This is a genomic window from Candidatus Accumulibacter aalborgensis (assembly GCF_900089955.1).
In the GTDB taxonomy this organism is placed as follows: Bacteria; Pseudomonadota; Gammaproteobacteria; order Burkholderiales; family Rhodocyclaceae; genus Accumulibacter; species Accumulibacter aalborgensis.
Genome location: NZ_FLQX01000155.1, coordinates 1 through 25,550, shown reverse-complemented (window position 1 = coordinate 25,550; position 25,550 = coordinate 1). Strand labels below are relative to the sequence as shown.

The 25,550-nt window shown below is 61.2% G+C and carries 18 protein-coding genes, 4 tRNA genes and 1 pseudogene; 3 read left to right on the top strand and 20 right to left on the bottom strand.

Translation table 11 applies throughout. The features are described from left to right. Window positions 1-17: 17 nt before the first annotated feature. The 18 genes and pseudogenes from rpsJ to ACCAA_RS19495 form a co-directional block, all read right to left on the bottom strand. Window positions 18-329: a 30S ribosomal protein S10 gene (gene rpsJ, locus ACCAA_RS19580; protein WP_186408957.1), complete on the bottom strand. Its 312-nt coding sequence runs from the start codon at window positions 327-329 to the stop codon at window positions 18-20. Window positions 330-384: 55 nt separating this feature from the next. Then, window positions 385-1,575, bottom strand: a complete 1,191-nt coding sequence (gene tuf / locus ACCAA_RS19575; RefSeq protein ID WP_186408920.1) for an elongation factor Tu — start codon at window positions 1,573-1,575, stop codon at window positions 385-387. A gap of 23 nt (window positions 1,576-1,598) precedes the next feature. Continuing rightward, window positions 1,599-3,692 carry an elongation factor G gene (fusA, locus tag ACCAA_RS19570; protein ID WP_186408930.1) on the bottom strand — a complete coding sequence of 698 codons (2,094 nt, stop codon included), beginning with the start codon at window positions 3,690-3,692 and terminating at the stop codon, window positions 1,599-1,601. Window positions 3,693-3,754: 62 nt separating this feature from the next. Further along, window positions 3,755-4,225: a 30S ribosomal protein S7 gene (gene rpsG / locus ACCAA_RS19565; RefSeq protein ID WP_186408929.1), complete on the bottom strand. Its 471-nt coding sequence runs from the start codon at window positions 4,223-4,225 to the stop codon at window positions 3,755-3,757. Between the two features lie 96 nt (window positions 4,226-4,321). Continuing rightward, the gene (rpsL, locus tag ACCAA_RS19560; protein ID WP_015767930.1) at window positions 4,322-4,699 is read right to left on the bottom strand and encodes a 30S ribosomal protein S12; all 378 of its coding nucleotides are present in this window, start codon (window positions 4,697-4,699) and stop codon (window positions 4,322-4,324) included. A gap of 164 nt (window positions 4,700-4,863) precedes the next feature. Beyond that, window positions 4,864-9,075: a DNA-directed RNA polymerase subunit beta' gene (gene rpoC, locus ACCAA_RS19555; RefSeq protein WP_186408928.1), complete on the bottom strand. Its 4,212-nt coding sequence runs from the start codon at window positions 9,073-9,075 to the stop codon at window positions 4,864-4,866. A 91-nt stretch (window positions 9,076-9,166) separates the two neighbouring features. Beyond that, window positions 9,167-13,450: a DNA-directed RNA polymerase subunit beta gene (gene rpoB, locus ACCAA_RS19550; protein ID WP_186408927.1), complete on the bottom strand. Its 4,284-nt coding sequence runs from the start codon at window positions 13,448-13,450 to the stop codon at window positions 9,167-9,169. A 261-nt stretch (window positions 13,451-13,711) separates the two neighbouring features. Next, entirely contained in the window at window positions 13,712-14,080 is a 369-nt protein-coding gene (gene rplL / locus ACCAA_RS19545) for a 50S ribosomal protein L7/L12 (RefSeq protein WP_186408926.1), read from the bottom strand. A gap of 48 nt (window positions 14,081-14,128) precedes the next feature. Continuing rightward, entirely contained in the window at window positions 14,129-14,626 is a 498-nt protein-coding gene (rplJ, locus tag ACCAA_RS19540; RefSeq protein ID WP_186408925.1) for a 50S ribosomal protein L10, read from the bottom strand. A 283-nt stretch (window positions 14,627-14,909) separates the two neighbouring features. Further along, window positions 14,910-15,599 (bottom strand): 50S ribosomal protein L1, encoded by a 690-nt coding sequence (gene rplA / locus ACCAA_RS19535; RefSeq protein WP_186408924.1) that lies wholly within the window; start codon window positions 15,597-15,599, stop codon window positions 14,910-14,912. Window position 15,600: 1 nt separating this feature from the next. Continuing rightward, complete coding sequence (gene rplK / locus ACCAA_RS19530; protein WP_186408923.1) at window positions 15,601-16,032, bottom strand: 50S ribosomal protein L11; 432 nt, start codon at window positions 16,030-16,032, stop codon at window positions 15,601-15,603. 128 nt (window positions 16,033-16,160) lie between these two features. After that, entirely contained in the window at window positions 16,161-16,694 is a 534-nt protein-coding gene (gene nusG, locus ACCAA_RS19525; RefSeq protein WP_186408922.1) for a transcription termination/antitermination protein NusG, read from the bottom strand. Continuing rightward, a pseudogene (secE, locus tag ACCAA_RS19520) lies at window positions 16,691-17,065 on the bottom strand (preprotein translocase subunit SecE); the annotation flags it as partial. The gene nusG and the pseudogene secE, both read right to left, overlap by 4 nt. A 1-nt stretch (window position 17,066) precedes the next feature. Further along, window positions 17,067-17,142: transfer RNA gene (locus ACCAA_RS19515), tRNA-Trp, on the bottom strand. A 57-nt stretch (window positions 17,143-17,199) separates the two neighbouring features. Beyond that, window positions 17,200-18,390, bottom strand: coding sequence for an elongation factor Tu (gene tuf, locus ACCAA_RS19510; RefSeq protein WP_186408920.1), 1,191 nt, complete (start codon window positions 18,388-18,390; stop codon window positions 17,200-17,202). A 53-nt stretch (window positions 18,391-18,443) separates the two neighbouring features. Continuing rightward, a tRNA-Thr gene (locus ACCAA_RS19505) sits at window positions 18,444-18,518 on the bottom strand. A 39-nt stretch (window positions 18,519-18,557) separates the two neighbouring features. Beyond that, window positions 18,558-18,631, bottom strand: a tRNA-Gly gene (locus ACCAA_RS19500). A gap of 57 nt (window positions 18,632-18,688) precedes the next feature. Beyond that, window positions 18,689-18,773: transfer RNA gene (locus ACCAA_RS19495), tRNA-Tyr, on the bottom strand. A 188-nt stretch (window positions 18,774-18,961) separates the two neighbouring features. Here ACCAA_RS19495 and ACCAA_RS19490 point away from each other — a divergent pair. The 3 genes from ACCAA_RS19490 to ACCAA_RS19480 all read left to right on the top strand — a co-directional run bounded on the left by ACCAA_RS19490 (window position 18,962) and on the right by ACCAA_RS19480 (window position 24,598). After that, a complete protein-coding gene (locus ACCAA_RS19490; protein WP_186408919.1) occupies window positions 18,962-22,534 on the top strand; it encodes an indolepyruvate ferredoxin oxidoreductase family protein in 3,573 nt (1,190 codons plus the stop codon). A 143-nt stretch (window positions 22,535-22,677) separates the two neighbouring features. After that, complete coding sequence (locus tag ACCAA_RS19485) at window positions 22,678-23,469, top strand: class I SAM-dependent methyltransferase (RefSeq protein ID WP_186408918.1); 792 nt, start codon at window positions 22,678-22,680, stop codon at window positions 23,467-23,469. A 4-nt stretch (window positions 23,470-23,473) separates the two neighbouring features. Beyond that, window positions 23,474-24,598 (top strand): PQQ-dependent sugar dehydrogenase, encoded by a 1,125-nt coding sequence (locus ACCAA_RS19480; RefSeq protein ID WP_186408917.1) that lies wholly within the window; start codon window positions 23,474-23,476, stop codon window positions 24,596-24,598. Window positions 24,599-24,673: 75 nt separating this feature from the next. On the opposite strand, the gene ACCAA_RS19475 is transcribed toward ACCAA_RS19480, so the two are convergent. Then, the gene (locus ACCAA_RS19475) at window positions 24,674-25,060 is read right to left on the bottom strand and encodes a HEPN domain-containing protein (protein ID WP_245754694.1); all 387 of its coding nucleotides are present in this window, start codon (window positions 25,058-25,060) and stop codon (window positions 24,674-24,676) included. Between the two features lie 25 nt (window positions 25,061-25,085). Further along, window positions 25,086-25,421, bottom strand: a complete 336-nt coding sequence (locus ACCAA_RS19470; protein WP_186408915.1) for a nucleotidyltransferase domain-containing protein — start codon at window positions 25,419-25,421, stop codon at window positions 25,086-25,088. Window positions 25,422-25,550 lie beyond the last annotated feature (129 nt).

Below are 25,550 nucleotides of genomic sequence, written 5' to 3'. Positions count from 1 at the left end.
TAGCCGCAAGCGCGTCCCTACTGCAACTTAATTTCGACGTCAACGCCGGCAGGCAGATCAAGCTTCATCAGTGCGTCGACCGTCTTGTCCGTGGGATCGATGATGTCCATCAGACGCAGGTGTGTGCGCATTTCAAACTGGTCGCGCGAACTCTTGTCCACGTGCGGGGAGCGGAGCAAATCGAAGCGCTGGATGCGAGTCGGCAGCGGCACCGGTCCGCGAACAACGGCTCCCGTGCGCTTGGCGGTGTCGACGATCTCCTGAGCGGATTGATCGATCAGGCGATAATCGAATGCCTTCAGGCGGATGCGAATTTTCTGGCTTTGCATATCGGATTCCAAAGAGCGACGGGTGACGCACATGCCCCACCCGAAGTGTGCCGAACTACTCGATGATCTTGGCGACGACGCCGGCGCCGACGGTGCGACCGCCTTCACGGATGGCGAAGCGCAGGCCTTCTTCCATGGCGATTGGCGAAATGAGCTTGACCGTCATCTGGATATTGTCGCCCGGCATGACCATCTCAACGCCTTCCGGCATGGCGATGGCGCCGGTCACGTCGGTCGTGCGGAAGTAGAACTGCGGCCGATAGTTGTTGAAGAACGGCGTGTGACGACCACCCTCTTCCTTCGACAGCACGTACACTTCACCCGTGAAGTGCGTGTGCGGCTTGATCGAGCCCGGCTTGGCGAGCACCTGACCACGCTCGACGTCCTCGCGCTTGATACCGCGCAGCAGAACGCCCACGTTGTCGCCGGCCTGGCCCTGGTCAAGCAGCTTGCGGAACATTTCAACGCCGGTGCAGATCGTCTTGAGCGTCGGCCGAATGCCAACAATCTCGACTTCCTCGCCGACCTTGACGATGCCGCGCTCAACCCGGCCGGTAACCACCGTGCCACGACCGGAAATCGAGAACACGTCTTCCAGCGGCAAAAGGAAAGGCTTGTCCACCGCCCGCTCCGGCGTCGGGATGTAGGCGTCCAGCGCGTCGGCCAGAGCCATCACCGAGCCTTCGCCCAGCGGACCCGTGTCCCCTTCCAGGGCCTTCAGCGCCGAACCCTGGATGATCGGCACGTCGTCACCGGGAAAGTCGTACTTGGACAGCAGTTCGCGCACTTCCATGTCGACCAGCTCGAGCAGCTCCTCGTCGTCGACCATGTCGCACTTGTTCAGATAGACGATGATGTACGGCACACCGACCTGGCGCGCCAGCAGAATGTGCTCGCGCGTTTGCGGCATCGGCCCGTCAGCCGCCGAGACGACGAGGATCGCGCCGTCCATCTGCGCCGCGCCGGTGATCATGTTCTTGATATAGTCCGCGTGACCTGGGCAATCGACGTGCGCGTAGTGCCGCTTGGCGGTCTCATACTCGACGTGCGCCGTGTTGATCGTGATGCCGCGCGCCTTCTCTTCCGGCGCGGCGTCGATCTGGTCGTAGGCCTTGGCGGTACCGCCGTACTTCTTCGCCAGAATGGTCGTGATCGCCGCCGTCAGCGTCGTCTTGCCGTGGTCCACGTGCCCAATCGTGCCCACGTTGACGTGCGGCTTGTTACGTTCAAATTTTCCCTTGGCCATTTACCGCTCCCTCAATATCAAAGTCATTTCTTGTTGATGACCGCCTCGGCGATGTTCTTTGGCGCCTCGGCGTAGTGCTTGAATTCCATTGAGTAGGTCGCGCGACCCTGGGACAGCGAGCGCAAGGTGGTCGAGTAGCCAAACATCTCGGCCAAAGGCACCTCGGCCTTGATCGCCTTGTTGTTCCCTGGCAGGTCTTCCATCCCTTGAACCATGCCGCGACGGCCCGACAGGTCGCCCATCACGTTGCCCATATAGTCTTCCGGCGTCTCCACCTCGACCGCCATCATCGGTTCCAGCAGGGTCGGCGAAGCGCGCCGCATGCCCTCCTTGAAGGCCATCGCAGCAGCCATCCGAAAAGCGTTTTCATTGGAGTCAACGTCGTGGTAGGAGCCTTCGAACAGGGTAAACTTGATGTCCACAACAGGGAAGCCGGCCAGCACACCACTGGTGACTGCGTCCTGCAGTCCCTTGTCCACCGCCGGGATGTACTCCCGCGGCACCGTGCCACCCTTGATCGCGTCTACGAATTCGTAACCCTTGCCAGGCGCGTTGGGCTCGATCTTCAACCAGACATGCCCATACTGACCTCGACCACCCGACTGCTTGACAAACTTCCCTTCCTGTTCGACCGACTTTTTGATGCACTCCCGGTACGCCACTTGCGGCGCGCCGACGTTGGCATCGACACCGAATTCGCGCTTCAGCCGGTCAACGATGATCTCGAGGTGCAACTCGCCCATTCCTGAAATGATCGTTTGCCCCGACTCTTCGTCGGTACGGACGCGGAAAGATGGGTCCTCCTGAGCCAGACGACCGAGAGCGATGCCCATCTTTTCCTGGTCCGGCTTGGTCTTCGGCTCCACGGCAACGTGAATCACGGGTTCCGGAAAGATCATCCGTTCGAGCGTAATGACCGCCAGCGGATCGCACAACGTCTCACCGGTGGTGATCTCCTTGAGACCGACGCAAGCGGCGATGTCGCCAGCAAAAACTTCCTTGATTTCTTCGCGGTTGTTGGCGTGCATCTGCAGCACGCGGCCGATGCGTTCCTTGCGACCCTTGGTCGGGTTGTAGATCGTGTCACCGGTTTTCAGCACACCCGAGTAGACCCGGATGAAGGTCAGTTGGCCAACGTAGGGGTCGGTCATCAACTTGAATGCAAGGGCAGAGAACTTGGCCGTGTCCGACGCATCGCGGCTGGTCGGCTCGCCGTCTTCCTTTTCGCCGGTCACCGGCGGGATGTCAACCGGCGACGGAAGCAAATCAAGCACCGCATCAAGCATGCGTTGCACGCCTTTGTTCTTGAACGCAGTGCCACAGAGCGCTGGTTGAATCTCACAGGCGATCGTGCGCATACGGAGCCCCGCGATGACTTCAGCCTCAGCCAGGTCGCCCCGATCGAGATACGCGTCCATCAACTCCTCGGACGCCTCGGCGGCGGCCTCGACCATCTGGCCGCGCCAATCTTCCGCTTCAGCCTGCAGCGCCGCTGGAATGTCGCGGTAATCAAACTTCATTCCCAGCGAGGCCTCGTCCCAATAGATCGCCTTCATCTTGATCAGGTCGACGACGCCCTCGAAGTAGTCTTCCTTGCCGATAGGAATCACGATCGGCACCGGATTGGCTTTCAGGCGCGCTTTCATCTGCTCGACGACCTTGAAGAAGTCGGCGCCCTGGCGGTCCATCTTGTTGACGAAAGCCAGTCGCGGCACCTTGTACTTGGTGGCCTGGCGCCAGACCGTCTCGGACTGCGGCTGAACGCCACCGACCGCGCAGTAGATCATGCACGCGCCGTCAAGGACCCGCATTGAGCGTTCGACTTCGATCGTGAAGTCGACGTGACCCGGCGTATCAATGATGTTGATCCGGTGCTCCGGGCGGTCGAACTGCATGCCCTTCCAGAAGCAGGTAGTGGCCGCCGAAGTGATGGTGATGCCGCGCTCCTGCTCTTGCGCCATCCAGTCCATGGTCGCGGCGCCGTCGTGCACTTCACCAATCTTGTGATTGATACCGGTGTAAAACAGGATACGCTCGGTCGCCGTCGTCTTGCCGGCGTCAATGTGAGCGCTGATGCCGATGTTCCGGTAGCGCTCGATGGGGGTTTTGCGTGCCACAGTAATAAACCTTCACTAAGAAAGAACGATCGTCGGCAGTAGAAAACTGCGACGCTGGCGCCTCAGAACCGGAAGTGCGCGAACGCCTTGTTTGCTTCGGCCATACGGTGAACCTCGTCGCGCTTCTTGACGGCACCGCCGCGGCTCTCCGATGCTTCAAGCATTTCGGCTGCCAAGCGCTGGCCCATCGACTTTTCCGAACGCTTGCGTGCCGATTCCCGCAGCCAGCGCATGGCCAGCGCCATCCGACGACTTGGGCGGACTTCCACCGGCACCTGGTAATTGGCACCACCCACACGGCGACTCTTTACTTCAACCAAGGGCTTGATATTGCCCAGAGCCATACCGAACACCTCGATCGGGTCCTTGCTGGTCTTGCTCACGATCAGATCGAACGCACCATAGACGATGCGTTCGGCGACGGACTTCTTGCCGCATTTCATGATCGTATTGACGAACTTGGAGACCTCGACGTTACCAAACTTCGGGTCCGGCAGAATATCGCGCTTCGGCACTTCACGACGACGGGGCATAGCAACCTCTCAAAAGTCACAATTCAGTCGAAGGGTCGGACGGGATACCGACCCTCCCGGCCGCCCACCTGGAACGGCCCTTACTCGGACGGAAACTCAAGCAGCCTTGGGGCGCTTGGTACCATACTTGGAACGGCTCTGCTTGCGCTTCTTGACACCCTGCGTATCGAGCGAACCGCGAACCGTGTGATAGCGGACACCCGGCAAATCCTTGACGCGGCCACCGCGGATCAGAACCACCGAGTGTTCCTGAAGATTGTGGCCCTCACCGCCAATATAGGAGATGACCTCGAAACCGTTCGTCAGCCGTACCTTGCAGACCTTCCGCAGCGCTGAGTTAGGCTTCTTTGGCGTCGTCGTGTAGACGCGTGTGCAGACGCCCCGTTTCTGAGGGCAATTTCCCAAAGCCGGCACTTTGCTCTTGCTGCGTATGGCCTCGCGAGGCTTGCGCACGAGCTGGTTAATGGTTGGCATGTTCCACCCCTATATTCAGTGCAGCGACCGTCGTGACAAGCACATGGCGTCTGCAAAAAACCAAGGCGGTCCAAAGGCCGCCTCGGCGATTTTCATGAGAAGCCGGCGCCACACTTGGCAACGGCGACAAAGACCGGCGATTCTAGGGTCTATCGCGTTTCAAGTCAACCCACCGGTGCGTCATGGGTGCTCTCTTCGCTGTCCGCGAGCGCCTCGTCCGGCCAGCCACTGGCCGCAGCGATATCCTCGCCGGCGGCGTTCTTCTTGCGTGTGACATGGTAGGCGAGACCGGTACCGGCCGGTATCAGACGACCGACGATGACATTCTCCTTGAGGCCGCGCAACTCGTCGCGCTTGCCCATGATCGCCGCTTCGGTCAACACCCGCGTCGTTTCCTGGAAGGACGCCGCAGAAATGAACGAATCGGTGGACAAGGAGGCTTTGGTGATCCCCAGAAGCACGTGCTCGTAAGTTGCCGGCAGCTTGCCAGCAGCCAGCATGCGGTCATTTTCGTCGAGCAGATGAGCGCGCTCGACCTGCTCTCCCTTGATGAACTTGGTGTCGCCGGAGTCGAGCACATTGACGCGACGCAGCATCTGGCGAACGATCACCTCGATGTGTTTGTCGTTGATCTTGACGCCTTGCAGACGGTACACGTCCTGCACCTCGTCAGTGATGTAGATGGCCAGCGCTTCAACGCCCAGCAGCCGCAGGATGTCGTGCGGATCGGGCGCGCCATCGACGATCGATTCCCCCTTGTTGACCACCTGGCCGTCATGCACGAGGACATGCTTGTCCTTGAGGATCAGGTACTCGTGGGTGACGCCCTCGAGATCGGTAATCACCAGCCGCTGTTTGCCCTTGGTATCCTTGCCGAACGACATGGTGCCCGTAAACTCCGCCAGCATGCCGGCGTCCTTGGGAGTGCGCGCCTCGAAGAGTTCCGCAACTCGTGGCAGGCCACCGGTGATGTCACGTGTCTTGGCCGACTCCTGGGGAAGGCGAGCCAGCACGTCACCCACGGAAATCACCTGGCCGTCGAAGACGTTGATGATCGCTCCGACCTGGAAAGTGATGGTCACCGCGTGATCGCTGCCGTGCATCTTGACTTCGTCGCCAGCGGGGTCGAACAGCCGGACCTGCGGACGCAGGCCTTTGCTCGGCACCTTGCCACCGCGCTTGGGATCAATGACCACCAGCGTCGACAGGCCGGTAACCTCGTCGATCTGCTTGGCCACGGTGACCCCTTCCTCGACGTTCTCGAACTTCACGAGACCCGAGTATTCAGCGATGATCGGCCGCGTGTGCGGATCCCAGCTTGCCAGCCGGGCGCCGGCCTTGACCTGCTGACCGTCAACCACCTGCAGCGTCGACCCGTAGGGCACCTTGTGCTTTTCACGTTCGCGGCCGTTGTCGTCAGTGATCAGAATCTCACCCGAACGGGTGATGACAATCTTCTCACCCTTGGCACTGGTCACATAGCGCATGGTCGCCGTGAAGCGCACGACACCGGCACTGCGCGTCTCGACCTGGCTGGCGACCGCTGCGCGTGACGCGGCACCACCGACGTGGAAGGTACGCATCGTGAGCTGCGTTCCGGGTTCGCCAATCGATTGTGCAGCGATGACGCCAACCGCTTCGCCGACGTTGACCGGAGAACCCCGTCCGAGGTCTCGGCCATAGCACTTCCCGCAGAGACCGTAGCGTGTGTCGCAGGTCAGTGGCGTGCGCACCTTGACTTCGTCAATACCGACCCGGTCGATCAGATCGCAATGATCCTCACTGATCAGCGTCCCCTGCTCAATGACCGTCTCTTCGCTGTCGGGGTCAACTGCGTCAGCGGCGGTGACGCGGCCAAGGATGCGCTCACGCAAGGCCTCGATGACCTCACCGCCTTCGATCAGGGCCTTCATGGTGACGCCGTTGCTCGTTCCGCAGTCCTCCTCGATGACTACCAGGTCCTGCGTGACGTCCACCAGTCGGCGCGTCAGGTAACCCGAGTTGGCGGTTTTCAACGCCGTATCCGCGAGGCCCTTGCGCGCCCCGTGAGTCGAAATGAAGTACTGCAGAACGTTGAGACCCTCTCGGAAGTTGGTCGTGATCGGCGTTTCGATGATCGAGCCATCGGGCTTGGCCATCAGGCCACGCATGCCGGCCAACTGACGGATCTGCGCTGCGGAACCCCGCGCACCGGAATCGGCCATCATGAAGATGGAGTTGAACGACTCCTGCTTTTCGCTCTCGCCGTGGCGGTTGGTCACTTCCACGTGACCGAGCTGATCCATCATTACCTTGGCCACCTGATCACCGGTACGACCCCAGATATCGACGACCTTGTTGTAGCGCTCACCGTTGGTGACCAGACCATTGGTGTACTGGTTCTCGATTTCCTTGACCTCTTCTTCAGCAGCGGCAATGATTTCCCGCTTCTGCGCCGGCACCAGCATGTCGTCGGAACAGATCGAAATGCCGGCGCGGGTCGCCAGACGGTAACCGTTCTGCATCAGCTTGTCGGCAAAAACCACCGTTTCCTTCAGACCACAACGGCGAAAGGCTGCGTTGATCAGTTTGGAGATTTCCTTTTTCTTGAGAGGCTTGTCGATCAGGCTGAAAGGCAGGCCCTTGGGCAGGATCTCGGAGAGCAGCGCACGGCCAGCGGTCGTCTTGTAACGCGTGATCTTCTCCTGCCAGACGTTCTCGCTGTCCCTTTCATACTCGGTGATGCGGATCGAAATCCGCGCGTGGACGTCAAGCTCGCCGGCCTGCATGGCGCGCGTGATCTCGGCCAGGTCCGGGAACATCATGCCTTCACCCTTGGCATTGATGCGCTCGCGGGTGGCATAGTAGAGCCCGAGGACGATGTCCTGCGAGGGAACGATGATCGGTTCGCCATTGGCAGGCGAAAGGACGTTGTTAGAGGCGAGCATCAGCGTCCGCGCCTCCATCTGGGCCTCAAGCGACAGCGGCACGTGCACAGCCATCTGGTCGCCGTCGAAGTCGGCGTTGAAAGCGGCGCAAACGAGCGGATGTAACTGGATCGCCTTGCCCTCGATGAGCGTCGGCTCGAAAGCCTGAATGCCGAGACGGTGCAGCGTTGGCGCCCGGTTGAGCATGATCGGATGCTCGCGGATCACTTCTTCGAGGATGTCCCAGACCACCGCCTCCTGCGTCTCGACCATTTTCTTGGCCTGCTTGATGGTCGTCGCCAGGCCCATGACCTCAAGGCGATTGAAAATGAAGGGCTTGAACAGTTCAAGCGCCATCAGCTTCGGCAGACCGCACTGATGCAGCTTGAGCTGCGGACCGACGACGATCACCGAGCGGCCGGAATAGTCAACGCGCTTGCCGAGCAGGTTCTGGCGGAAACGGCCACCCTTGCCCTTGATCATGTCGGCCAGCGACTTGAGCGGACGCTTGTTGGCGCCGGTCATCGCCTTGCCGCGACGACCGTTGTCGAGCAGCGAGTCGACCGCTTCCTGAAGCATTCGCTTTTCGTTGCGCACGATGATCTCCGGTGCTTTCAACTCGAGCAGACGCTTCAGGCGATTGTTCCGGTTGATGACGCGGCGGTAAAGGTCGTTGAGGTCGGAGGTCGCAAAACGCCCGCCGTCAAGCGGCACCAGCGGACGCAGATCCGGCGGTAGAACCGGCAACACTTCGAGCACCATCCACTCCGGCTTGATCCCCGACTTCTGAAAACCTTCGAGAATCTTCAGGCGCTTCGAAAACTTCTTGCTCTTGGTTTCGGAAGTCGTCGTTTCGAGTTCTGAGCGCAGGGTTTCCACTTCGCGGCCGAGATCGATGGAGCGTAGCAGTTCGCGGATCCCTTCGGCGCCCATGGCCGCGTAGAAATCGTCGCCATACTCCTCGACTTTGGCCAGATAGTCATCCTCGGTCAGCAACTGGCCGCGGGCCAGCGGCGTCATGCCCGGATCAAACACCACAAACGCCTCGAAGTAGAGCACACGTTCGATGTCGCGCAGCGTCATGTCGAGCACCATGCCGAGTCGACTTGGCAGACTCTTGAGGAACCAGATGTGGGCCACCGGGCTGGCCAGCTCGATGTGCGCCATTCGCTCACGGCGGACCTTGGCCAGCGTCACCTCGACACCGCACTTCTCGCAGATCACGCCACGATGCTTCAGCCGCTTGTACTTGCCGCAGAGACACTCATAGTCCTTGATCGGGCCAAAGATCTTGGCGCAGAACAAGCCGTCACGTTCGGGCTTGAAGGTACGATAGTTGATCGTCTCCGGTTTCTTCACTTCGCCGTAGGACCAGGAGCGAATCTTGTCCGGCGAAGCCAGACCAATGGTAATCGCGTCAAACTGCTCTTCCTGCGTCACCTGTCTAAACAAATCAAGCAGTGCTTTCATCTTTTGCTCCAGTGAGGCGTAAGGCATCGGGGGCAAGGCGCTGAGGGACGGGCAAGAACACCGCCTTCAGCGCTCACCTCGCGGCAGACAATCAGAAACGTTCGAGATCAATATCGATGGCCAGCGAACGGATTTCCTTGACCAGTACGTTGAATGATTCGGGCATCCCGGCGTCGATCTTGTGGTCACCCTTGACGATATTCTCGTAGACCTTGGTCCGCCCATTGACGTCGTCGGACTTGACCGTCAGCATTTCCTGCAGCACGTAGGAAGCGCCGTAGGCTTCGAGAGCCCAGACCTCCATCTCACCGAAACGCTGGCCGCCGAACTGTGCCTTGCCGCCCAGGGGCTGCTGCGTCACCAGCGAGTACGGGCCGGTAGAGCGGGCGTGCATCTTGTCATCGACCAGGTGATGCAGCTTCAGGACATGCATGTAACCGACGGTCACCTGACGCTCGAACTGCTCGCCCGTACGGCCATCGTAGAGCGTCATCTGCCCGGACTCGGGCATCCCCGCCAGCGCCAGCATGGCCTTGATTTCGGACTCCTTGGCGCCGTCGAAAACCGGCGTGGCGAAGGGCACTCCGGCCTCGAGGTTGCCGGCCATTTCCATGATCTCGCCGTCGACCAGTTGGTCGAGGTCTTCCGGCTTGCCGGTGCTGTTGTAAATCTGCTCGAGGAAACCGCGGACCTCCCTGGTCGTCGCACGCCGGTGAAGCATTTCGCCGATCCTGAAACCCAGGCCTTTCGCGGCCAGGCCGAGGTGTACCTCGAGAATCTGCCCGACGTTCATCCGCGACGGCACGCCGAGCGGATTGAGCACGATGTCGACCGGACGGCCATCGGCCATATACGGCATGTCCTCGACCGGGACAATACGCGACACGACGCCCTTGTTGCCATGGCGCCCAGCCATTTTGTCACCAGCCTGCAGGCGGCGCTTGACGGCGACATAGACCTTGACCATCTTCTGCACACCGGGCGGCAATTCGTCGCCCTGAGTCAGCTTCTTGCGCTTCTCTTCGAAGGCAATGTCGAAGCCCTTGCGCGTCTGCTCCAGGCCCTCGCGCAGCGACTCGAGTTGGTGTGCGACTTCATCGTCGGCCATCCGAATGTCGAACCAGTGGTGTGGTTCGATCCCCTCGAGGTACTCCTGGCTGACCAGCGTCCCCTTGGCCAGCCTTTTCGGTCCACCGTTGGCCGGCCTGCCGATGATCAGTCGCTCGACACGCGCGAAGGCATCACGCTCAACGATGCGCAGTTGATCGGCCAGGTCGAGCTTGTAGCTGCGCAGATGGTCGTCGATGATCGACTGTGCCCGCTTGTCGCGCTCGATACCCTCGCGGGTAAAAACCTGAACGTCGATGACCGTTCCGGCGATACCTGACTGCACGCGCAGCGAGGTGTCCTTCACATCGGACGCCTTCTCACCAAAGATCGCGCGCAGCAGTTTCTCTTCCGGTGTAAGTTGCGTCTCGCCCTTCGGCGTCACCTTGCCAACCAGCACATCACCGGCTTCGACCTCGGCACCGATGTAGACGATCCCCGATTCGTCGAGTCGCGAAAGCTGTGATTCACCGAGGGAAGCGATATCGCGCGTGATTTCCTCCGGGCCAAGCTTGGTATCGCGCGCCACGACCGTCAGTTCCTCGATATGAATCGAGGTGAAGCGATCCTCGGCTACGACGCGCTCCGAGATGAGGATCGAATCCTCGAAGTTGTAACCATTCCACGGCATGAAGGCAACCAGCATGTTCTGGCCCAGCGCCAGTTCACCCTTGTCGGTCGACGCGCCATCAGCGACCACATCGCCCTTGGCGATGACGTCACCGACGCGAACCAGCGGCCGCTGGTTGATATTGGTGTTCTGGTTGGAGCGGGTGTATTTCACCAGGTTGTAGATGTCGACGCCGACTTCGCCGGATACCGTTTCCTCGTCATTGACCCGCACCACGACCCGCGACGCGTCGACGTAATCGACCGCTCCACCACGCAGCGCCTGGACCGCGGTGCCCGAATCCACGGCCACGGTACGTTCGATACCGGTGCCGACCAGCGGCTTCTCCGGCCGCAGGCACGGAACCGCCTGCCGCTGCATGTTGGCACCCATCAAGGCACGGTTGGCATCGTCGTGCTCGAGAAAGGGAATCAGCGACGCCGCCACCGAGACGATCTGGCTCGGCGCCACATCCATATACTGAACGCGCGCCGCCTCGGCGAGGATCGTTTCGCCCTTTTCGCGACAGGTGACCAGTTGATCCAACAATACGCCCCCTTCGCCAAGATCGGAGTTGGCCTGGGCGATGATATAGGCGCCTTCCTCGATTGCCGAAAGGAATTCGATCTGATCGCTGACCATGCCACCAGCCACTTTACGGTATGGCGTCTCGAGGAAGCCATATTCGTTGGTGCGTGCGAAAAGAGCCAGCGAGTTGATCAGGCCGATGTTCGGACCTTCCGGCGTTTCGATCGGGCACACGCGCCCATAGTGTGTCGGATGCACGTCACGCACTTCAAAGCCGGCGCGCTCGCGCGTCAGGCCGCCCGGACCAAGCGCCGATACGCGACGCTTGTGGGTGATCTCGGACAGCGGGTTGGTCTGGTCCATGAACTGTGACAACTGGCTGGAGCCGAAGAACTCCCTGACTGCGGCGCTGATCGGCTTCGCGTTGATCAGATCGTGGGGCATCAAATTATCCGACTCGGCCTGCGACAGGCGCTCCTTGACCGCCCGCTCGACGCGCACCAGGCCCGCCCGGAACTGATTCTCCGCCAGTTCTCCCACCGAGCGAACACGCCGGTTGCCCAGGTGGTCGATGTCGTCGATTTCACCGCGACCATTGCGCAATTCGACCAGCAGCTTGATCACTTCGACGATGTCACGTGGCGATAGCGTCAACTGTTCGCGTACTTCGCCGGTGGCGCCCAGGGCCTTCAACTGCTCGAACAGAGCCACGGCGGTCTCTTGGGCGAGGTTTTCGGCCACCGCACGCGGGCCATAGCTCAACTCGGCCATCACCTGCTCGACCGCCGCGACCGAGTTACTGACGGCCTCGTTGACCAGCTTGGCAAGGCCTTCGCGCTTGGACGGCACATGCTTGAGCATCACCTTGTGCTCGATGACGGCTTTGCGGCCGACCCGGCGGTTGAATTTCATACGCCCAACCGCTGAAAGATCGTAGCGGTCGTCGGAGTAGAACAATCCGTTGAACAGGATCTCAACCGCTTCTTCGGTGGGCGGCTCGCCCGGTCGCATCATCCGGTAGATGGCGATTCGTGCGGCCTGCCTGGTAACCGTATCATCGGCGCGCAGCGTCTGTGAGATGAAACCACCGCGGTCGAGATCGTTGATGTATAGCGTGTGCAGCGATTCGACGCCGGCTTCGATGAGCTTGGCGAGCAGGGTTTCGCTTATTTCGTCGTTGGCATTGGCCAGGATTTCGCCGCTACTCTGGTCAATGATCTCCTCGGCAACGACCCTGCCGATCAGGAAGTCATCGGGGACGGCCACTTGCTTGATACCGGCGGCATCGAGTTCACGGATGTGCTTGACGGTGATCCGTTTGTCCTTGGCAATGATCAGCTTTCCGGACGGGTCGTTGAAGTCGAAACGAGCGACTTCGCCACGCAGGCGCTCGGGAACCAAAGCGAATTCGGTGATCTTGCGGCCGATATGGAAGGTGTCGAACTCGAAAAACTCACGCAGGATGCGTTGCGACGTCAGGCCAAGAGCTTTGAGCAGCGTGGTCACCGGCATCTTGCGCCGACGGTCGACGCGGAAGAACAGCAGGTCCTTGGGGTCAAACTCGAAATCGAGCCATGAGCCCCGGTAAGGAATGACCCGCGCCGAAAACAGCAACTTTCCTGAACTGTGGGTCTTGCCGCGATCGTGCTCGAAGAAAACCCCCGGCGAGCGGTGAAGCTGCGAGACGATGACGCGCTCGGTACCGTTGACGACGAAGGAGCCGGTGGTGGTCATCAACGGGATCTCGCCCATGTAGACTTCCTGCTCCTTGACCTCCTTGATGGTGTCGGGTGCTTCGCGGTCGAGGATGACCAGGCGAACCTTTGCCCGCAAGGCCGAGGCGAAGGTCAGGCCACGCTGCTGGCATTCCGTGACGTCGAAAGCAGGCTCGGAAAGCGTGTAGCTGACGAACTCCAGGCGCGCGTTGCCGCTATGGCTGACGATCGGGAAGATCGAGGAAAACGCAGCCTGCAAACCCTGATTCTTGCGCTGCGCCACCGGGGCGGCGGCCTGCAGGAAAGCAGAGAAAGACTCGAGCTGGGTAGCCAGCAAGAACGGCACGTCAAGCACGCTGGCGCGCTTGGCGAAGCTCTTGCGGATACGCTTTTTCTCGGTGTAGGAGTAGGTCATGGTCGCTCCGAACTCAGAAGGCAAATCCTCTAGCATGCACCGGCGACAGTCGTCAGACCCGCCGGAGCGCAACGGACAAACGCAATACGATTAGAAGCTTGACAGGCAGGCGGAGGTTCGCTCTGCTTTCGCTACTCGTACTTGCGTTTGCGCGCTACACGCCCTCACGCCCACGCAATGCGCAGACGCAAAGCCGTTTCCGGAAAAGCACAACAGGGCCGACAGCCGGAAGGCTGCCAGCCCAGCGTGCGTGACCAGGAATTACTTGACCTCGACCTTGGCCCCGACGTCCTCGAGCAACTTCTTGAGGGCTTCGGCATCAGCCTTGGAAACAGCTTCCTTGACCGCCTTCGGCGCACCGTCGACGAGATCCTTGGCTTCCTTGAGGCCAAGGCCAGTCGCCGCGCGGACAACCTTGATGGTCTCGACCTTCTTCTCGCCGGCAGCCATCAGCATCACGGTAAACTCGGTTTGTTCCTCAACTACCGCAGCGGCCGCTCCAGGCGCAGCAACCGCCATCGAAGCCGCGGAAACGCCAAACTTCTCTTCGAACGCCTTGACCAGGTCGTTCAGTTCCATGACCGTCATCGCGCCGACGGCTTCGAGGATGTCTTCTTTGCTAAGTGCCATAATCAATAAACTCCTAAATCAGAATACTTGTAAAAGCTGACAGCGTGATCAGGCGACCGCTTCTTCACGTTGTTTGGCGAGAGCTGCGAGTGCGCAGGCAAAACCGGTCACCGGAGCCTGCATGATGCCAAGCAACTGAGCAAGCAGTTCGTTGCGACTCGGGATCGACGCCAGTGCCTGCACGCCGGCCTTGTCAAGAAACTGGCCGGAATAGCTGCCGGCTTTCAGAACGAGCTTGTCATTGGTTTTGGCAAAGTCGTTGAGCACCCTTGCCGCCGCAACAGGATCTTCCGAGATGCTGTAAATCAGCGGCCCCGTCATCTCCTTGGCAAGACCGGCGAATACGGTGTCCTGCACCGCCCGACGCACCAGCGTGTTCTTCAGCACGCGCAGATAGACCCCTGAGGCGCGCGCCTGCGCTCGCAGACGAGTCAGGTGAGCGACTGGCATGCCAGCGTACTCAGCCACGACGATCGTCTGAGCAGCGGCGATTTTGGCCGACACGTCAGCCACGACGGCCTTCTTTTCTTCAAGATTGAGACCCACAGGCCTTTCCTCCAATCAAGTCAACACCACAGCGTATCCCGCAGGATGCGCTGCACCCACGGCAACCTGGATCAGGGGCGACAACGAAAAGCATGACGCTCATCGCTGCGAAGTCCTTCTCGGGGCCTACCGTCTACGCAGGCCGCTTGCACACTTAAGCTTCCGGCAATCGCCTTCGGCACCTGCGGTTTTTGACGATCTGTCGGCAGCGCCAGAACGTGCAGCCGACAGCCCAACAAAGTTCAGTGCCCGGCCACCATGGCACGGTGGCTGGGCGCATGCCTCACAGCGTGGAAGAATCCACGACAATACCTGGCCCCATCGTGCTGGACAGAGCAATTCGTTGCAGATACTGGCCCTTGGAAGTCGCCGGCTTGGCTTTGATCAAGGCATCGACCAGCGCCTTGAGGTTGATCGTCAACTGGTCGACCTCAAAAGATGCGCGGCCGATCGTGCTGTGAATGATCCCGCCCTTGTCGGTACGGTATTGAACCTGACCCGCCTTGGCATTCTTGACCGCTGTCGCCACGTCCATGGTCACCGTACCGACCTTCGGGTTCGGCATCAGGCCACGCGGGCCGAGGATCTGACCCAGTTGACCGACCACGCGCATGGCATCCGGAGTCGCGATGACCCGGTCAAAATTGATGACGCCCGCCTTGATTTCAGCAGCCAGATCCTCGAAGCCGACAATATCCGCTCCGGCTTCCCGAGCCGCAGTCGCTTTGTCGCCCTGGGCGAAAACGGCAACGCGGACCGTCTTGCCACTACCGGCCGGCAGCACCACTGAGCCGCGTACGATCTGATCAGACTTGCGGGGATCAACACCCAGACAGACGGCGACATCTATCGACTCGTCGAACTTGGCAGTGGCAAATTCCTTGGCCAGCTTCAGCGCGTCAGCCAGAGGCAGACTGCTGGTGCGGCTCACTTTGCCCTTGAAGGCTTTTTGACGCTTGCTCAGAGTCGCCATCTCAAAGACCCTCCACCGTAACGCCCATCGTACGAGCACTGCCGGCGATCGTACGCACGGCAGCATCCAGGTCGGCCGCCGTCAGGTCGGGCATCTTCTGCGTCGCAATGGCTTCACACTGCGCACGCGTCAGCGTGCCGACCTTGGCGGTATGGGGTTTCGCACTACCCTTCTGAATACCGATGGCCTTCTTGATGAGGACGGTCGCCGGCGGCGTCTTCATGATGAAGGTGAAGCTCTTGTCCGCAAAAGCGGTGATGACCACGGGAATGGGCAAGCCTGGCTCCAGACCTTGCGTCTGAGCATTGAAGGCCTTGCAGAATTCCATGATGTTCAAGCCGCGCTGGCCGAGCGCAGGCCCGATCGGCGGCGATGGATTGGCCTTGCCGGCCGGTACTTGCAACTTGATGTAGCCGATGATTTTCTTTGCCACGCTACGACTCCTCTAGACGGGTTCGAACGCGCTCCGACGAGCGCTCCCCAAACGACAAACGCGGCCCTCGAGCCGCACTACTGCGGCGCGTCGAAAGACCTCCCACGCACCGCGATTCGGTTGCAGGATCAGGCTTTCTCGACTTGAGCAAACTCCAGCTCAACCGGGGTGGGACGGCCAAAGATGGTCACCGACACACGCAGACGGTTCTTCTCGTAGTTCACTTGCTCGACGGCACCGTGGAAATCGGTGAATGGGCCTTCCTTGACGCGGACGACTTCGCCCGGTTCAAACAAAACCTTTGGTCGCGGCTTGTCGACGCCATCCTGTATTTGCTGCATGATCTTCTCGACTTCCTTTTCGGAAATCGGTGACGGCTTGTTGGCAGTACCACCAACAAACCCGGTCACTTTCGGAGTGCTCTTGACGAGATGCCAGGAATCGTCGTTCATTTCCATTTCCACCAGCACGTAGCCGGGGAAGAACTTACGTTCTGAAATGCTCTTCTGGCCCATTTTGAGTTCGACCACTTCCTCGACCGGCACCAGTATCCGGCCAAAGGCTGCCTGCATGTCTTGCCGCTGAATGCGCTCGATGAGCGCGCGCTGCACGCTCTTCTCGAAGCCGGAATAGGCGTGTACCACATACCAGCGCATGCTCATGCCTTTCTCCACCCGAGGACAATGTCGTACAAGACCCACTCCAGACTCTTGTCGGTCAGCCAGAGAAAAAGAGCCATCACCACGACGAAGGCAAATACCAGACCCGTGGTCTGCATGGTTTCCTTGCGCGAAGGCCAGACGACCTTTTTCGCTTCAGTCGTGGCCTCTTTCGCGAAGCCAAAAAAACGACGTCCCTGCTCGGTCTGCCAGGCAGCCGCCGCAGCCAGCGCTGCGCCAGCAAGCATGGCCAGGACGCGCAATATCATCGCCTGCTCAGCGAGCAGGTAAAAGCCAGCGACGCCGGCCACAAGCAGCAACACCGCTAACGCAAACTTGAACTTATCGGCCATTGGGTCCGCTTTGGTTACTTGATGGCAGGGGCAGAGGGTATCGAACCCCCAACCTTCGGTTTTGGAGACCGACGCTCTGCCAGTTGAGCTATGCCCCTGCAGCAGAGACTGCGGTGACTCCGCGAACGGAGCCCACCGCTGAGCCTGTATTGGACCTACTCGATGATCTTGGCGACGACGCCGGCGCCGACGGTGCGACCGCCTTCACGGATGGCGAAGCGCAGGCCTTCTTCCATGGCGATTGGCGAAATGAGCTTGACCGTCATCTGGATATTGTCGCCCGGCATCACCATCTCAACGCCTTCCGGCATGGCGATGGCGCCGGTCACGTCGGTCGTGCGGAAGTAGAACTGCGGCCGATAGTTGTTGAAGAACGGCGTGTGACGACCGCCCTCTTCCTTCGACAGCACGTACACTTCACCCGTGAAGTGCGTGTGCGGCTTGATCGAGCCCGGCTTGGCGAGCACCTGACCACGCTCGACGTCCTCGCGCTTGATACCGCGCAGCAGAACGCCCACGTTGTCGCCGGCCTGGCCCTGGTCAAGCAGCTTGCGGAACATTTCAACGCCGGTGCAGATCGTCTTGAGCGTCGGCCGAATGCCGACAATCTCGACTTCCTCGCCGACCTTGACGATGCCGCGCTCAACCCGGCCGGTAACCACCGTGCCACGACCGGAAATCGAGAACACGTCTTCCAGCGGCAAAAGGAAAGGCTTGTCCACCGCCCGCTCCGGCGTCGGGATGTAGGCGTCCAGCGCATCGGCCAGAGCCATCACCGAACCTTCGCCCAGCGGACCCGTGTCACCTTCCAGGGCCTTCAGCGCCGAACCCTGGATGATCGGCACGTCGTCACCGGGAAAGTCGTACTTGGACAGCAGTTCGCGCACTTCCATGTCGACCAGCTCGAGCAGCTCCTCGTCGTCGACCATGTCGCACTTGTTCAGATAGACGATGATGTACGGCACACCGACCTGGCGCGCCAGCAGGATGTGCTCGCGCGTTTGCGGCATCGGCCCGTCAGCCGCCGAGACGACGAGGATCGCGCCGTCCATCTGCGCCGCGCCGGTGATCATGTTCTTGATGTAGTCCGCGTGACCCGGGCAATCGACGTGCGCGTAGTGCCGCTTGGCAGTCTCATACTCGACGTGCGCCGTGTTGATCGTGATGCCGCGCGCCTTCTCTTCCGGCGCGGCGTCGATCTGGTCGTAGGCCTTGGCGGTACCGCCGTACTTCTTCGCCAGAATGGTCGTGATCGCCGCCGTCAGCGTCGTCTTGCCGTGGTCCACGTGCCCAATCGTGCCCACGTTGACGTGCGGCTTGTTACGTTCAAATTTTCCCTTGGCCATTACCGGTACCTCAAGACGTTAAAAGTTAATGATGGATCTCATGCACCAAACGGTGGTGCCCATGGACAGAATTGAACTGTCGACCTCTCCCTTACCAAGGGAGTGCTCTACCGCTGAGCTACATGGGCGTCGTTCGCGAAGCCTGAAACAATCTTGCGGCCGCCACGTGGAGCGGGTGAAGGGAATCGAACCCTCGTCATAAGCTTGGAAGGCTTCAGCTCTACCATTGAGCTACACCCGCAAAACCATTACCCGCACACGATTCACGACTGAACAGCACTACCAACAGCGGCAGTTTTGGTGGAGGGAGAAGGATTCGAACCTTCGAAGGCAGAGCCGTCAGATTTACAGTCTGATCCCGTTGGCCACTTGGGTATCCCTCCAGCTAAGAACCCTCGATTCTGACGCCCATTCAGTGAGCTGTCAAACGAATTTTCACGCCGGGCAAGATTATAGCGCAAAACGCTGGCATGGACAGAGCTTTTCGACACTTTCTTCTTGTTCCGGCCAGCAGCCTCAGGCTGGCACACATGGATTACAATCGTCGCCAAGCGATAACGGAGGAGAAGCAATGGGCGATCTCTCGACCACGCTCGATAGCCGCTACACGGTCACCTCGGGACGCGTTTTCCTGACCGGCACGCAAGCCCTCGTTCGTCTGCCGATGCTGCAACGCCTGCGCGACGAAGCCGCCGGGCTGAACACGGCGGGCTTTGTCTCCGGCTACCGCGGCAGCCCACTCGGCGGGCTCGACCAGGCGCTGTGGAAAGCCAAGAAATACCTCGACGCCCAGCGCATCGTTTTCCAGCCGGCCGTAAACGAGGACCTCGCCGCGACCGCGGTATGGGGCACGCAGCAACTCAATCTCTTCCCTGGCGCCAACTACGACGGGGTCTTCGCCATGTGGTACGGCAAGGGTCCGGGAGTCGACCGCTGTGGCGACGTCTTCCGCCACGCCAACGCTGCCGGTACGGCGAAGTACGGCGGCGTCCTGGTGATTGCCGGCGACGACCACGCCGCCAAGTCGTCGACGCTGCCGCACCAGACCGAACACATCTTCAAGGCGGTGATGATGCCGGTCCTCTACCCGGCCAACGTCCAGGAGTATCTCGATTACGGTCTGCACGGCTGGGCGATGAGCCGTTACTCGGGCTGCTGGGTAGTGATGAAAGCACTGGCCGATACGGTTGAAACGTCGGCCTCGGTAGCGATCGATCCTCTATCGACCGTGATCCGCCTGCCCGACGATTTCGAGATGCCCGAAAATGATCCGCACGGGCTCAACATCCGCTGGCCCGACCCGCCGCTGCAGCAGGAAGCTCGCCTGATCAACCGCAAGCTCTACGCCGCGCTGGCCTACTGCCGTGCCAACCTCCTCAACCGCATCATCATCGACAGTGCCGACCCCACATCGCCTGCCCGCCTGGGGATCATCACCGCCGGCAAGGCCTACCTCGACGTGCGCCAGGCGCTGGTCGAACTGGGCATCGACGACGAACTGGCGGCGCGCATCGGCATTCGCCTGTACAAGGTCGGTATGGTCTGGCCACTCGAAGCCGATGGCGTACGCCGCTTCGCCGAGGGTCTCGAAGAGATCCTGGTCGTCGAGGAAAAGCGGCAACTGCTCGAATACCAGCTCAAGGAGGAACTCTACAACTGGCGCGAGGACGTCCGGCCGCGCGTCGTCGGGAAGTTCGACGAGAAAGGCGAGTGGTCGCTGCTGCCGACCAGCAGCGGCCACCTGACGCACGGTGACTGGCTGCTGCCGGCTGCCGGCGAGTTGTCGGTGGCCCAGGTCGCACGGGCACTGGCCGCCCGCATCGGCCGCTTCTTCACTTCACCGGCGATCGTCGAACGGCTCGCGCTGCTCGAAGCCAAACAGAACGCCCTGGCGCCGGCGCTCCTGCCCGCGACCGGCGCGGCGGCGCTGGCGGCGATCCAGCGCACGCCGTACTTCTGTTCCGGCTGCCCGCACAACACCTCGACGCGCGTCCCGGAAGGTTCACGCGCCGTCGCCGGCATCGGCTGCCACTACATGGTCACCTGGATGGACCGCAACACGGCAACCTTCACGCACATGGGCGGTGAAGGCGTCACCTGGGTCGGCCAGGCGCCTTTCACCGCGGTGAAGCACATTTTCGCCAATCTCGGCGACGGCACCTACTTCCACTCCGGGCTGCTCGCCATCCGCCAGTCGGTCGCCGCCGGCGTCTCGATCACCTACAAGATCCTCTACAACGATGCCGTTGCGATGACCGGCGGGCAGCCGGTCGACGGCAGCCTGACCGTCCCGCAACTCACTCGTCAGCTCGAGGCCGAAGGGATCAGCAAGATCGTCATCGTCACCGACGAGCCAGCCAAGTACAAAGGGGTACGTGGTCTCGCCCCACAGACGCCGATCCATCACCGGGACCAGCTCGATGCGGTGCAGCGCGAACTGCGCGAGCATCGCGGTGTCTCGGTGCTGATCTACGACCAGACCTGCGCCACCGAGAAACGCCGCCGCCGCAAGCGCGGCAAGCTCGTCGATCCGGCCCGGCGAGTGTTCATCAACCAAGCGGTTTGTGAAGGATGCGGCGACTGTGGCGTGCAGTCGAACTGCCTGTCGGTGATTCCACTCGAAACCGAGTTCGGCCGCAAACGAGCGATCGATCAGTCTTCGTGCAACAAGGATTTTTCGTGCATCAATGGCTTCTGCCCCAGCTTTGTCACCGTCGAAGGCGGCAAACTGCGCGCCGGCCGCGCCGTCGCCGCCGATGAGGGCGCTTTTTCGACCGCTTTTGCCACCGCTTTTGCCAACCTTCCCGACCCCGTGCTGGCCGACACGCGACGCCCCTTCAACATCCTGATCACCGGCGTTGGCGGGACCGGCGTCGTCACCCTCGGCGCCCTGCTCGGCATGGCCGCGCACCTCGACGGCAAGGGCGTCTCGGTACTCGACATGACCGGCCTGGCGCAGAAATTCGGCGCCGTCTTTTCGCACCTGCGCATCGCTGACCAGCCCGAAGATATCCATGCCGCGCGCATCGCCACCGGCGAAGCCGACGCCGTCATCGGCGGTGACCTGGTGGTTACCGCCGGCGCCGAAGCGCTGTCCAAGGTACTTGCCGGCAAGACGAGGGCAGTGGTCAACGTCGCCGAAACACCCACCGCCGAATTCACGCGCAACCCCGACTGGCAGTTTCCCCAGCAGGACATGCAGGCCAGCATCGACGACGCTTGTGGCGATGGCCAGACGCTTTTCCTGGACACCGCCGAGATGGCCCGCCGCCTGATGGGCGACGCGCTCTATGGCAACCTGTTCCTGCTCGGCGTCGCCTGGCAGCGCGGCCTCGTGCCGATCTCGCTGGCAGCCATCGACCAGGCCATCGAACTCAACGCGACCGCCGTCGACCAGAACCGCAAGGCCTTCCTCTGGGGTCGGCGAGCGGCGCACGACCCGGAAGCCGTGCGCCGTCTGATCAGGCCCACCAGCGCACCTTCGCCTCGGCAATTCTCGCGCAACGTCGACGAGACGATCAGCCGGCGAGTCGACACACTGACCGCCTATCAGGACGCACGCTACGCCCAGCGCTATCGGACACTGGTCGAAAGTGTCCGTGCTGCCGAATCGACCTTGCAGTCCACCGCGCTGACCGAAGCAGTTGCCCGCGCCTACTTCAAGTTGCTGGCCGTCAAGGACGAGTACGAGGTCGCGAGACTCTATGCCAACCCCACGTTCCGCCAGCAGTTGTCCGAAGAGTTCGAGGGCGACTACCGACTGCGTTTCCACCTCGCACCGCCGCTACTCGCCAGACCGGATCCGTTAACCGGCAGAATCACCAAGCGCAGCTACGGCCCGTGGATGATGACCGCGTTTGCCTGCTTGAGCCGGCTCAAGGGCCTGCGCGGCACTTTCCTCGACCCCTTCAGCAGGAGCGAAGAAAGGCGCATGGAACGGCAACTGCTCAGTGACTACGAGGCCGACGTCAATCTCATCCTCGCGCAACTCAAACCCGAGTCCATGGCCAGCGCAATCGAACTGGCCAGCTTGCCGGAGCAGATTCGTGGCTTCGGTCATGTCAAGGCGGCGTCGGTGCTGCAAGTCCACGCCAGACGCGACGCCCTGCGCTGGCGACTGCTCGCGCCCGGAAGCGCTGCGTAAGCACAGGCCAGAAACTGGCTACGATGGGTACAATGCGCCATAGCGTCGTAGCTTGGGTCAGGCCGCAGGCCGTAACCCAACACCCCCGGCGCAAACGTCGGGTGACGCTCGGCTAATCCGACCTACGGAACTGGAGCCGCGCCTTGTCTTCGCCCTCACCCGAATCCCTCGATGCCGCGCCGCCGGCAGTCGGTCGGCAAGTCCGTCAACTCGCCCTGCAATTTGCCGCGGCATTTGCCGTCCTTTCGCTGGCCTGGCCGTATTACAGCGTTCGCAACGAAGAGTTGCCCTGGCCGCAGACGGCTTTCGCGATCGGCGGGGCCGCCCTGCTACTCGCCAGCCTGACGCGTCAGGCCTGGTGGTGGCGCCTGATGCACGCGCTCTTCGCGCCGCTGGCCTGGGCCGTTTCGCGTCTGGCGATCGACCCCGGCTGGTTCCTGCTGCTGTTCATGCTGCTGCTACTCGTCTATCGCGGTGCGCTGAGTGGTCAGGTACCGCTTTACTTCTCCAACCGCCAGACCGCCGCCGCCCTCGCCCAACTGACCGCCGATCGGCGCGAGTTGCGCTTCCTCGACCTTGGCGCCGGCATCGGCAGTGTGCTCGGCCCGCTCGCCAGGGAGCGGCCCGACGCACAGTTCGCCGGCGTCGAGAATGCTCCGGCCACCTGGCTCGTCGGCCGCCTGCGAACCGCCGCTCTGGCCAACTGTGATTGGCGCTGGGGCGATCTCTGGCGAACCGATTTCGCCGCCTTCAACGTCGTCTATGCCTTCCTGTCGCCGGCGCCGATGGCCACCCTGTGGGCAAAGCTTCAGCGCGAGATGCCAGCGGGAAGTCTGTTCATCAGCAACAGCTTTGCCGTCCCGGATGTCGAACCGACCAGCGTGGTCGAAATCGATGACGCACGCCAGACGCTGCTCTACTGTTACCGGCTGTGAAGCCATGCGAGCAGTCACGCTACGCGGAATCACCGTCTTTCCTGGATTTCTTTTTGCCCTGATCTCGATGATCGCCGCGGCAAGCGAGTTACCGCTGGAGCGCATCAAGTTGCCGCAGGGCTTCACCATCGAGCTGTGGGCACGCGTCGACAACGCCCGGCAGATGGCACTGGGGCAGCACGATGGCCATGGTGGCACCGTTTTCGTCGGTTCGATGCGGGCGGGAAAAGTGCATGCGGTGAGCTTCGGCGCCAACTTCAAGGTGCAGGGCGTGACGCTGATTGCCAGCGGACTGCAACTCCCGGTCGGCGTGGCCTACCGAGAAGGCAGTCTCTACGTCTCGGCGGTGAGCCGCATCCTGCGCTACGACGACATCGAGCGACGCCTGGACCATCCGCCGGCGCCAGTGCTAGTCACTGGCAGCTTGCCTGGCGACACGCACCACGGCTGGAAATTCATCGCCTTCGGCCCGGACGGCAAACTCTACGTACCAGTGGGTGCGCCCTGTAACATCTGTGACCCTGATCCCCTGCGCCATGCCCATATCCTGCGCATGAATCCTGACGGCAGCGGCCTTGAGGTCTATGCCCGAGGCGTGCGCAACAGCGTCGGCTTCGACTGGCAGCCGCAGACCAGCGAGCTTTGGTTCACCGACAACGGCCGCGACATGCTCGGCGACGACCTGCCGCCCGACGAGCTGAACCATGCGCCACGCGCCGGAATGCATTTCGGCTATCCGTACTGCCACGCAGGCGACCTGCCCGATCCGGATTTCGGCGCCAGGCGTAAGTGCGCGGAGTTCACCGCGCCAGCGCAGAAGCTGGGTCCCCATGTCGCTGCGCTGGGCATGCGCTTCTACACCGGGACGATGTTCCCGCCGGAGTACCGCAACCAGATCTTCATTGCCGAGCACGGTTCGTGGAACCGCTCGAAGAAAATTGGCTACCGGGTCACGCTGGTACGCCTGCAAGGCAGCAAGGCGGTCGCCTACGAGCCTTTCGCCAGTGGCTGGCTACAGGGCGAGACGGCTTGGGGCCGGCCAGCCGACGTGTTGGTATTGCCCGATGGCTCGCTGCTGGTCGCGGACGACTACGCTGGCGCGATCTACCGCATCAGCTATCGCGGCTGAAGTGACTGGGACGGCCTTTGGGACAGGGCCCAACGGCGTCGGTATTGGCGCCACTCCCACCCTGATATCCCGGCATCACAACAGGTCCGGCTTGCGCATCCCGACCACGACCGGTTCAGTAGCGGCGACAACGGTGTCGAGCAATCGCTGCACATCCGCAATCGCAGCCGCCCGGTCGAGCGGAGCTTCAATGTCCACCAAGTGGGCTTCATAGCGTGCCTGTACGGCGAGAACCGTGTATTCGACAAGCGGCCAGAATATGGCGACATCGACCCCTGTCTCTTCCAGCAAGTCGAGGAGTCTGGAGATATCATGCGTTCGGGGAAAGGTAATTGACTGCGCAGCAAGCCAGGCCTTGAGAGCCTTTTCAATCGCTTGCTGGGCATGGAAGCCGAAAATTTCATCGGCAAACAAAGGATTGCCGATCATGCCACGCAGCGCGTCGAACTCCTTGCGCGCCATGACCAGAAATGCCTGGGGGTGGTCATCAAGCTCTCCCATGCAAGACCTGGCCTTCCCGTCTAGCGCGGCCAATGACATGGTGTGGGGAGTCCTTGAAGCGCTCGAATTCCTCGCGGCTGTAGAGCAGCAGGTCCTTGGGCACGGCCAGTTTGCGCAGGGCAAGGTACAGTCTGGCGGTCTCCTGGCGGCGACTGTGCTGTGGGCTGAAGGGTGCTCGCTCGACGATCAGGAGATCGACGTCGGAATCTGGGCGCCCCTCGCCGCGCGCATACGAACCGAACAGGATCACCGCGTCCGGATCAGCTTCGCGAACGATCACATCGACCATCTGCCGAATCAGATTCTCTTCTTCGCTTCTCATCCAAGCTAACTCCCTTGTTCCACTTTGGAGATTGTAGTTCCCTCTGATACCGAAAGCATAGCAGCTTGTTGGACGAAGCCGCTACGCGGAGGAAACGGCGGCGCTGTCGTGGTGTTGAAGTCAAGATGT